The following is a 7845-nucleotide window of genomic DNA, read 5'->3' as shown; positions in this document are numbered from 1 at the left end:
GTCGGGTCCGTCGTGGTGTTCCCGGCAACGACAGCCATGGTTAGCGGCGGTTGGGGTGGTACGCAATGATGTGACGTACTACCCCACATAGGATGATTGCCTGACTTGCCCGCTTTTGACGCTTTCAGTCCCTGTTCAGGGCGTTCCGTTCCTACGATCCCGGATCGGATGTGATCTGGCTCCTATGGGTGGCGTCACGTATCCAGGGGCGAAATGAGGGACGTGCGGCCGCCGTGCCGTCCGAATCCGCGGGTGGCCGCTATGCGTCGGCGATCCCCGCGTCATGGGCGAGCAGGCCCGCCTGGGTGCGGTTGACGCAGCCCGGTTTGTCCAGCATCCGGGAGACATAGCCCTTGATCGTGGCCTCGGAGAGGTACAGGCGCGTCGCGATCTGCGCGTTCGACAGGCCCTCGCCGAGCCCGGCCAGCACCTGCACCTCGCGCTCGGTCAGCGAGGCGACCCGTTCGCGGGCGCGGTCGCGGGCCGAGAGGCTGTCCGTCGACGCGGCGATGAGCCGACGGGCGGCGGAGGGCGACAGCACGGTGTGCCCCTGGGCGGCGGCCCGTACGAGACCGATCAGCTCCTCCGGCGGCGTGGACTTCACCAGGAAGCCGCTCGCACCTGCCCGCAGCGCACGCAGCACATACTGGTCGGCGTCGAACGTGGTCAGCACCACGATGTGCGGCGGGTCGGCAAGCTCGTTGACGCGCTCGATCGCGGTCAGCCCGTCCATGCCCGGCATGCGCAGATCCATCAGGATGACGTCGGGACGGCTGCGCCGGACGGCCTCGACGCCGGCCACGCCGTCGTGCGCCTCGTCGACCACCTCGATGTCGGAGGCCGAGCCGAGAATGGTGCGCAGGAATCCGCACACCATGGGCTCGTCGTCCACCACCACTACGCGGGCCACGCTCACACCGCCGATTCGGAGGTCGGGACGAACGCGGGCAGCGTCGCCTCGACGCTGGATCCGCCGTCGCAGCAGGGTCCGGCACGCAGGGTGCCGTGCACCAGCTCGATGCGCTGCCGCAGATGGGCGATACCCAGACCGGAGCCGGTGCCGGCGAGGGCGCTGCGTGATGTGCCGTTCGGGGGCGCGTTGCGGACGGTCAGCCGCACCTGTGCGTGGTCGTACTCCACTCGTACGTTCACGCGGGCGCCGGGGGCGTGCTTGCGTACGTTCGTCAGGGCCTCGCGCAGCACGCGGTAGGCGGTGCGCCCGACCACCGGCGAGGCCAGCGCCGGGTCGCCCTCCTCGATCAGCTCGGTCGGTATCCCCACCGCGACGGACTCGGCGATCAGCTCGGCGAACCCCGCCGCCGAGGGGGTGTGGTCGCCTTCCGGGGCGGTGCGCAGAATGCCGACCAGGTCCCGGAGTTCGTCCAGCGCCTGGCAGCCCGCGGCGCGCAGTTCCTCTGCCGCTCGCCGGGTCGCGTCGTCGGCCGCCGTCACCTTCAGCGCCCCGCCTGCAGCACCATCAGGCTCACCCGGTGGGTGACCACGTCGTGCATCTCACCGGCGAGCCGGGCGCGTTCCTCGGCGCGGGCCTGCCCGGCCAGCAGATGACGCTCCCGCTCCGCGCGCTCGGCGCGCTCGACGAGTGCCTGCATCAGCCTGCGGCGGGTGTCGAAGTGCAGCGCCAGCAGCGGCCCGACCGCCGTACGCAGCAGCCCGACCGTCAGGTTCGTGACGGACGGCTCCCAGGGCCGCATGACGACCAGGGTGAAGGCGGCGAGCGCGAAGTACGCCGTCCTGCGGTTCTGTTGGTAGAAGAGCGGGCCGTAGGCGGCCAGCACGGTGGCGAGGGGTGCCCATGCGTTCCCCGGGTGGGCCGGCGTCAGCACACCCGCGGGTGAGATCAGCAGGGTCACCGCGAGGGTGAACGTGCCGAGCATGCCGACGACGGTCAGCGGCGCGATACGGCGGAACGCGACCGAGGCGCAGGCCGGCGCCTGCACGGTGAGCATGACCCAGGCGAACGTGCCCGGACGGTCGGGCCACCATGTGCCGCCGACCAGGGTCAGACCGGTGTCGAGCGACCCGAAGGCGGCCGCGATCGCCGCCTTCGTCGGGTGAGGAACCAACCGCTCGCCCTGCCGCACGGCATGCCCGCCGCCATGGAATGGAGGCATGGATACGACAGACGACACCGTCACGCCACTCCCCGGCTCGGTCGCTACACGATCGACGCGCACGATTCGTCCCTCTCCTTCACGAGCCGGCACCTCTTCGGTCTGCTGCCGGTGCGCGGTGCCTTCGCGATCCGTGGTGGCACGGTCGACGTGGCCGAGCCGCTCTCCGGGTCGCGCGTGCGCGCGGAGATCGACGCGGTGAGTTTTCGCACGGGCAACGCCCAGCGGGACGCCGCCGTACGGTCGGCGAAGTTCCTGGACACCGACCGGTATCCGCTGATGCTGTTCGTCTCCGACCAGCTGGACGCCACCGCGGTCACCGGCACGCTCACCGTGTGCGGCGTGTCCCGGCCGGCCCGGCTTTCGCTCGTGCACCGCGAGGTGCTGGCGGATGCCTTCACCGTCCGTGCCACCACGCGGGTCGACCGCACCGAGTTCGGTGTGACGGCGTCCCGTGGCATGGCCGGACGGCATCTCGATCTGACGTTGGAGATCCGTTGCCGCCGCGTCTGACCCCGGGCGCCGCCCACCGGACAACAGGGGTCTGCCGTGGCTGACGCGGTCGTGGGGAGGGACCCGCACAAGCGGTACGGCGCGGCGCGGGCGGTGTGAAGCATGGCCTGGGCGTGCGCGATCATGCACCCCGGCTGCCGGCCCGGGACCCGGAGCGGCGGACCGGCGGCACATCCGCGGGACCGCTCTCCTCCAGGCCGGACATCACCCGCACACGGTGTGGGGATCAGGGACGCTCTTCGGTCGGGAGTTGGACGGGGTAGGGCTCTTCGTGGTCGGCCGAGCGGCTCACCTTCTCCCACGCGGTCGCCTCCGCGAGCTGGCGGCGGGAGTGGTCCTGCGCCATGGTCACCGCGTTCACACCCAGCAGGAGATGGCCGGGGACCTCGTCGCGGCGTACGGTCCGCACGATGATCTCGGCCGCGCGGCGCGGGTCCCCCGCCGCCCCGGCCGTGTTCTGCCGCACGAGCCGGTTCATCGCGCCCACGGTCTCGTCGTAGGCGTCGGGGATCGAGTGGACCGTCATGGACGAGCCGGCCCAGTCCGTGGCGAAGCCGCTCGGTTCCACGACCATGACCCGTACACCGAAGGGTGCGGTCTCCACCGCCAGGACGCGACTGAAACCGTCGACCGCGAACTTGGCCGCCTGGTACGAGGCGATACCCGGTGATCCACCGACCCGGCCTCCGACGGAGGAGAACTGCACGATGGTTCCCGAACCCTGTCGGCGCAGGACGGGCAGCGCGGCCTTCGTGACGTTGTAGACGCCCCAGAAGTTCGTCTCGAACTGGGCGCGGAAGTCGTCCTCGTCCGCTGTCTCGATGGGCGACACGTTCGCGTACCCCGCGTTGTTCACGAGCACGTCGATGCGCCCGAAGTGCGCCAGAGCCCCCTCGACCGCCGTACGGGCGGCGTCCGGGCTGGTGACGTCCAGGGCGAGGGGGAGGACGCGGTCCCCGTACTCGCCGAAGGCTTCCGCGACCGTCTCGGGGCGCCGGGCGGTGGCGACGACGGGGTCGCCCGCGTCGAGGACGGCGGCGACCAGGGCGCGGCCGAGACCGCGCGACGAACCGGTGATGAACCAGACCTTGGAATCCTGTCGACTCATGCCATTAGTGCAACACCGTTCTCTTAATAGCGCAACACTGTTGCCTTATCGGTTTCTATGATGTCCCCCATGAATGAGCCCGCCTTCCTGCGCGCACGCAGCGCCGAGGCCAAGCAGGCACGCCAGGAGGCGATCCTGGACGCCGCCCGCACACTCGGCCGCCGCAACGGCATTCGCGAGGTGACCCTCACGGACATCGCGGCGGCCGTGGGCATGCACAAGTCGGCCCTGCTGCGCTACTTCGAGACGCGCGAGCAGATCTTCCTGGAGCTGACCGCGGAGGGCTGGCGTGAGTGGTCCGCCGCTCTGCGCGGCGATCTGGGGCGCAGGGAGCAGGCCACGCCCGCCGAGGTCGCCGCCGTCTTCGCGGGCACCCTCACCGCGCGCCCCATGTTCTGCGATCTGCTCGCCCAGGCACCCTTGAACCTGGAGCGGAACGTCTCGATCGAGTCGGTGCGCTCCTTCAAGCTCGCGACCCTGCACGAAGTCGGGCTGATCGGCGCGGAGCTGAGCCGGCTGCTTCGTCTGACCGAGCCCCAGATCCTCGACACGATCGCCACGGCGACCGGCATGGCCGGGGCACTGTGGCAGATGGCCACGCCCGGTCCGCGCCTGCGCGAGCTCTACACGAGCGACCCCCGGCTCGGCCACGCCGTCGTGGAGGTGGAACCCCGCCTGACCCGCGTCCTGACCGCGCTCCTCACCGGTCTCGACGCGCACCCCGCCACGGACACACAGGCGCCCAGCGACGACCGCAGGCCACCCGTCGGCCGCAGGCGCGGCTAGCCCGATCCTCCGCACATAGCCGAGTCGGATGAACTGCTGAGTTGACCGGTACTTCGGTAGGTGTGGGTCGTTGGACTGGACGTGCCGATATCTCGTTCGCGTCGTTCCCGGGTCCAGCGTCCCCGTATGAGGGTGGAGCTGGCTTCCGTGGTGGAGAGGCGTCTGGGCGCTCTGCCTGCCTCTGCCGAGTTTCTGCGCTGGCTGGACGTGGCCGGGATCATCGACGAACTGTGCCCCGTCCGTGAGGTGGCCCATCTGACGCACGGCCAGGTCGTCGAGGCCCTGGTCGCCAACCGCCGCTCTTCCTGGAGCACAACCGGCGCATCACGGCCCTGATCACCGTGATCTGCCTGGCCCTGCTGGTCTACTGCCTGATCGAACGCCAGGTCCGCCAAGCCCTGGGCCCCGACCAGACCATAGCCGGCCTCTACCCCGACAACCGCAAGGTCCGCCCCACCGGACGCATGATCCTCTACCACCTCGAAGACCTCATGCTCCGCCCCGGCACCGCCACCGACCCACCGGTCATCCTCGTCAGCCGAGGAGTCCAAGCACACCTGCTCGAACTCCTCGGCATCGACGAAACCAGACCCCGCTGGCTCCAGACCTAAAACCCCATGTGCGAAGTCACCGGCTAGCCACGACAGGCCGCCGAGATCTGGCCGGCGGGGACGGCGAAGGGCATGTCGAGGGTGGTGCGCACGGCTGACCGGGTCTCAGGCCCGCAGCCGTTCCCGGTCCCCCATCACCACGACGGGATGCCGCGCGGGATCCAGCACGCGCAGCAGGGTCTTCATGCCCGACACGGGGACGGTGACGCAGGCCGACGTGCCGTCACCATGGTCCATGTGGAGCCAGATCCCGCCCCCCTTGTCGGGACCCTCGGGGCGGTTCCAGTCGAAGGGCGGAACACCCTTGAGCCGGTTGTAGTCAATGGCGATGACGTAGTCGAAGTCGTGGTCGTGCGCCTTTTCCGGGATCTGCATGGACGGGAAGGCGTTGCCGTCCTGCCAGTACGTCAGCCGACTGCCGGGGTCTTCGAGCGAGCCGCCCGCATCGGTGAGGCTGAACACGCCGACGGGGCTCTGCTCGTCGTCCATGTGATGGTCCGTCGTCCAGCCCAGTCTGCCGTTGTGCCCCGGCCAGCTGGCCGTCCGCTCCCAGATCGTCCCCCGCTTCTGGTAGAGGACCACCACACTGTCGGGCGATTCCCGGTCCTCGCCGTAGACCACCACCACCTGCCCGGCGCCGGCCGGAACCCGTTTCCACATCCGCGTACCGACACCCGTGGGACGAGTCGGCAACGCCCGGCCGGAAGAGGCCGACGCCGCGCCCGGCGCACCGCCGGGAAGGCTCCGCTCGGTCGTGTGATCACACGCCGTGGCAGCTCCCAGCAGCGCGCTGGAGGCAACAGCCGCGCATATGGCACGCTGCGGGCCTTTCCGCCGCAGTCGCTGACGACTGGAATGGGTCATCATGAATTTCCACATGATCACGATCCTGCGGCCGGACCGACACCACCCGCATCCGGACGCGGCATCCGGCCCAACCCACAGGCCGTACGGCCCGACGGCCCGCACCGGCATGATTTCGGCGAGCCCCGCCCGGACCCGGCCCGTCCCCGTAACCCGCACCGCCGAGGCCCGTTGCGCCCGGCGTGAACGAACTCCTCCACGGCACACCCGACGCACCCGAACCACGCCTGCCCCTGCTCACCCTCTCCGAGGCACAGGAACTCCTCGACGTCCTCCGTCACTTCGGTTCGACCGACCATGACCGGGGCGCGCAGGCCCGCCATCCCGCGGCCGAACTCGCGGCCCGCGTCCCCGCGTACGACGCCTGAGACCGCCATCAGTGCAGCGCGTCGGAGCGCGCTTCACAGCACCCCCAGCGCGGGAACGGCGACATTGAGCGGACCGAACCCGATGGGGCTCACCGCGTTGTCCAGCAGTCCACCGGAGAGCGGCGCGGCAGAGCCGTCACCGGTGGTCGGGGGCGCGAACGGCCCGGGGCCGGGGACCAGGACACCTGCCGGAAGAGAACCGACACGTGGTACGGCGGCAAAGGCGCTGGGCGCGCAGACCGCCAGGCCACAGACGGCGACAAGGGTCACAGCCGCACTACGGCACGACTTCATCATTCGGTTCCTCGCAGCGTTTCGACTTTCCGACGACACAGCACACCTCCCTCCCCGGGAAGGGCCGCCGTGTCAACGCGCGAGCGGGCCCCGGGTGACGCCTCGCACACCTGACGTACGTCAATGTGGAGTAACCGCGCACCCGGGGACGACGGCAGCGAGCGGCTAGCCGGCGAACGCGTCGACGCCCGTCAGTTCCGCCGAGAGCTGCCACAGTCGAGCCGCCTGCTCCGGGTCGGTCGCCCAGTCCTTCACGCCGAAGCGCTCCTCGCCCTCCTGGGCGGGCTCGGCGACCTCGCAGTCCTCCAGATAGAGACCGCCCAGCCCCGCCAGCTGCGGCGAGGTCGCCGCCCACACCTGCGTGGCCGCCCCCTGCTGCGGCGTCTTGAAGCCCTCGGGGTTGAGCGGGTTGCCGTCCTCGTCGATCCAGCCGCGCTCGATCATCTCCGCCTTGGGCAGGTGCCGTTGGAGCGGGGTGATGATGCCGCCGGGGTGCAGGGCGAAGGCGCGGACGCCGGCGTCCCGGCCGAGCTTGTCGAGCTGGACGGCGAACAGGACGTTGGCGGTCTTGGCCTGGCCGTAGGCCTCCCACTTGTCGTAGCCCTGGCGCCAGTGGATGTCGTCCCAGCGGATGCCGGAGAAGTGATGGCCGCGGGAGGAGACGGAGACGACTCGGGCACCGCCCGGTGCGATCGTGGGCCACAGACGGTTGACGAGGGCGAAGTGACCGAGGTGGTTGGTGGCGAACTGGGCCTCCCAGCCGGGCCCCACCCGGGTCTCCGGGCACGCCATGATCCCGGCGCTGTCGATCACGATGTCGATGGTGCGCCCGGAGGCGAGGAACCGCTCGGCGAAGCCGCGCACGCTCTCCAGGTCACCGAGGTCCAGCTCGTCCAGCTCGACGCCGGGGATCTCGGCCAGCGCCTGCCGGGCGGTGTCCGGCCGGCGCGCGGGCACGACCACGTGGGCACCGGCCGTGACGAGCGAGCGGGTGGTCTCCAGGCCGATCCCCGAGTAGCCCCCGGTGACCAGGGCGAGCTTTCCGGTCAGATCGACGCCCTGGAGGACATCGTCGGCCGTGCTGGTGGCGCCGTAACCGGATCCGATCTTGTGCTGTGCAGTGCTCATGTCCGGAACGCTACGAATTGGAGTGCACTTGAAGTCAAGCC

12 protein-coding genes are annotated in these 7845 nt (G+C 70.4%); 5 read left to right on the top strand and 7 right to left on the bottom strand.

Features of this window, described 5'->3' with window-relative positions:
* Positions 1-259 precede the first annotated feature (259 nt).
* Genes IE277_RS28185 through IE277_RS47540 form a run of 3 tightly spaced genes read right to left on the bottom strand, consistent with a single transcriptional unit; the run spans position 260 to position 2132 of the window.
* Positions 260-916, bottom strand: coding sequence for a response regulator (locus IE277_RS28185; RefSeq protein ID WP_229882007.1), 657 nt, complete (start codon positions 914-916; stop codon positions 260-262).
* A complete protein-coding gene (locus tag IE277_RS47545; protein ID WP_229882006.1) occupies positions 913-1452 on the bottom strand; it encodes a sensor histidine kinase in 540 nt (179 codons plus the stop codon). The genes IE277_RS28185 and IE277_RS47545 overlap by 4 nt, the downstream gene beginning before the upstream one ends.
* Before the next feature lie 2 nt (positions 1453-1454).
* Positions 1455-2132, bottom strand: a complete 678-nt coding sequence (locus IE277_RS47540) for a histidine kinase (RefSeq protein ID WP_229882005.1) — start codon at positions 2130-2132, stop codon at positions 1455-1457.
* Between IE277_RS47540 and IE277_RS28175 the strand changes: the two genes are divergently transcribed.
* Positions 2118-2645 (top strand): YceI family protein, encoded by a 528-nt coding sequence (locus IE277_RS28175; RefSeq protein ID WP_189956508.1) that lies wholly within the window; start codon positions 2118-2120, stop codon positions 2643-2645. The genes IE277_RS47540 and IE277_RS28175 overlap by 15 nt on opposite strands.
* Positions 2646-2871: 226 nt before the next feature.
* Here IE277_RS28175 and IE277_RS28170 read toward each other — a convergent pair whose 3' ends face one another.
* A complete protein-coding gene (locus IE277_RS28170; RefSeq protein ID WP_189956507.1) occupies positions 2872-3753 on the bottom strand; it encodes an SDR family NAD(P)-dependent oxidoreductase in 882 nt (293 codons plus the stop codon).
* 69 nt (positions 3754-3822) lie between these two features.
* On the opposite strand from IE277_RS28170, the gene IE277_RS28165 reads away from it, so the two are divergent.
* The 3 genes from IE277_RS28165 (at position 3823) to IE277_RS28155 (ending at position 5150) form a co-directional block, all read left to right on the top strand.
* Positions 3823-4539, top strand: coding sequence for a TetR/AcrR family transcriptional regulator (locus IE277_RS28165; protein ID WP_189956506.1), 717 nt, complete (start codon positions 3823-3825; stop codon positions 4537-4539).
* Between the two features lie 126 nt (positions 4540-4665).
* The gene (locus IE277_RS28160; protein WP_189956505.1) at positions 4666-4875 is read left to right on the top strand and encodes a hypothetical protein; all 210 of its coding nucleotides are present in this window, start codon (positions 4666-4668) and stop codon (positions 4873-4875) included.
* A 5-nt stretch (positions 4876-4880) separates the two neighbouring features.
* The gene (locus IE277_RS28155) at positions 4881-5150 is read left to right on the top strand and encodes a hypothetical protein (protein ID WP_229882004.1); all 270 of its coding nucleotides are present in this window, start codon (positions 4881-4883) and stop codon (positions 5148-5150) included.
* 105 nt (positions 5151-5255) lie between these two features.
* Here IE277_RS28155 and IE277_RS28150 read toward each other — a convergent pair whose 3' ends face one another.
* Positions 5256-5810 carry a hypothetical protein gene (locus IE277_RS28150; protein WP_308433431.1) on the bottom strand — a complete coding sequence of 185 codons (555 nt, stop codon included), beginning with the start codon at positions 5808-5810 and terminating at the stop codon, positions 5256-5258.
* A gap of 386 nt (positions 5811-6196) precedes the next feature.
* Between IE277_RS28150 and IE277_RS28145 the strand changes: the two genes are divergently transcribed.
* The gene (locus tag IE277_RS28145) at positions 6197-6382 is read left to right on the top strand and encodes a hypothetical protein (RefSeq protein WP_189956503.1); all 186 of its coding nucleotides are present in this window, start codon (positions 6197-6199) and stop codon (positions 6380-6382) included.
* Positions 6383-6415: 33 nt separating this feature from the next.
* On the opposite strand, the gene IE277_RS28140 is transcribed toward IE277_RS28145, so the two are convergent.
* A complete protein-coding gene (locus IE277_RS28140; protein WP_189956502.1) occupies positions 6416-6652 on the bottom strand; it encodes a hypothetical protein in 237 nt (78 codons plus the stop codon).
* Positions 6653-6841: 189 nt separating this feature from the next.
* Positions 6842-7804: an SDR family NAD(P)-dependent oxidoreductase gene (locus IE277_RS28135; RefSeq protein ID WP_189956501.1), complete on the bottom strand. Its 963-nt coding sequence runs from the start codon at positions 7802-7804 to the stop codon at positions 6842-6844.
* Positions 7805-7845 lie beyond the last annotated feature (41 nt).

The organism is Streptomyces alanosinicus (assembly GCF_014650595.1).
Classification (GTDB): Bacteria; Actinomycetota; Actinomycetes; order Streptomycetales; family Streptomycetaceae; genus Streptomyces; species Streptomyces alanosinicus.
This window is presented reverse-complemented; position numbering and strand designations above follow the sequence as displayed.

Coding starts and splice junctions, on each gene's coding strand:
- IE277_RS28175 (WP_189956508.1), top strand. CDS start 2,118: ATGGAATGGAGGCATGGATACGACAGACGACACCGTCACGCCACTCCC.
- IE277_RS28150 (WP_308433431.1), bottom strand. CDS start 5,810: ATGTGGAAACGGGTTCCGGCCGGCGCCGGGCAGGTGGTGGTGGTCTAC.
- IE277_RS28165 (WP_189956506.1), top strand. CDS start 3,823: ATGAATGAGCCCGCCTTCCTGCGCGCACGCAGCGCCGAGGCCAAGCAG.
- IE277_RS28135 (WP_189956501.1), bottom strand. CDS start 7,804: ATGAGCACTGCACAGCACAAGATCGGATCCGGTTACGGCGCCACCAGC.
- IE277_RS28160 (WP_189956505.1), top strand. CDS start 4,666: ATGAGGGTGGAGCTGGCTTCCGTGGTGGAGAGGCGTCTGGGCGCTCTG.
- IE277_RS47540 (WP_229882005.1), bottom strand. CDS start 2,132: ATGCCTCCATTCCATGGCGGCGGGCATGCCGTGCGGCAGGGCGAGCGG.
- IE277_RS28170 (WP_189956507.1), bottom strand. CDS start 3,753: ATGAGTCGACAGGATTCCAAGGTCTGGTTCATCACCGGTTCGTCGCGC.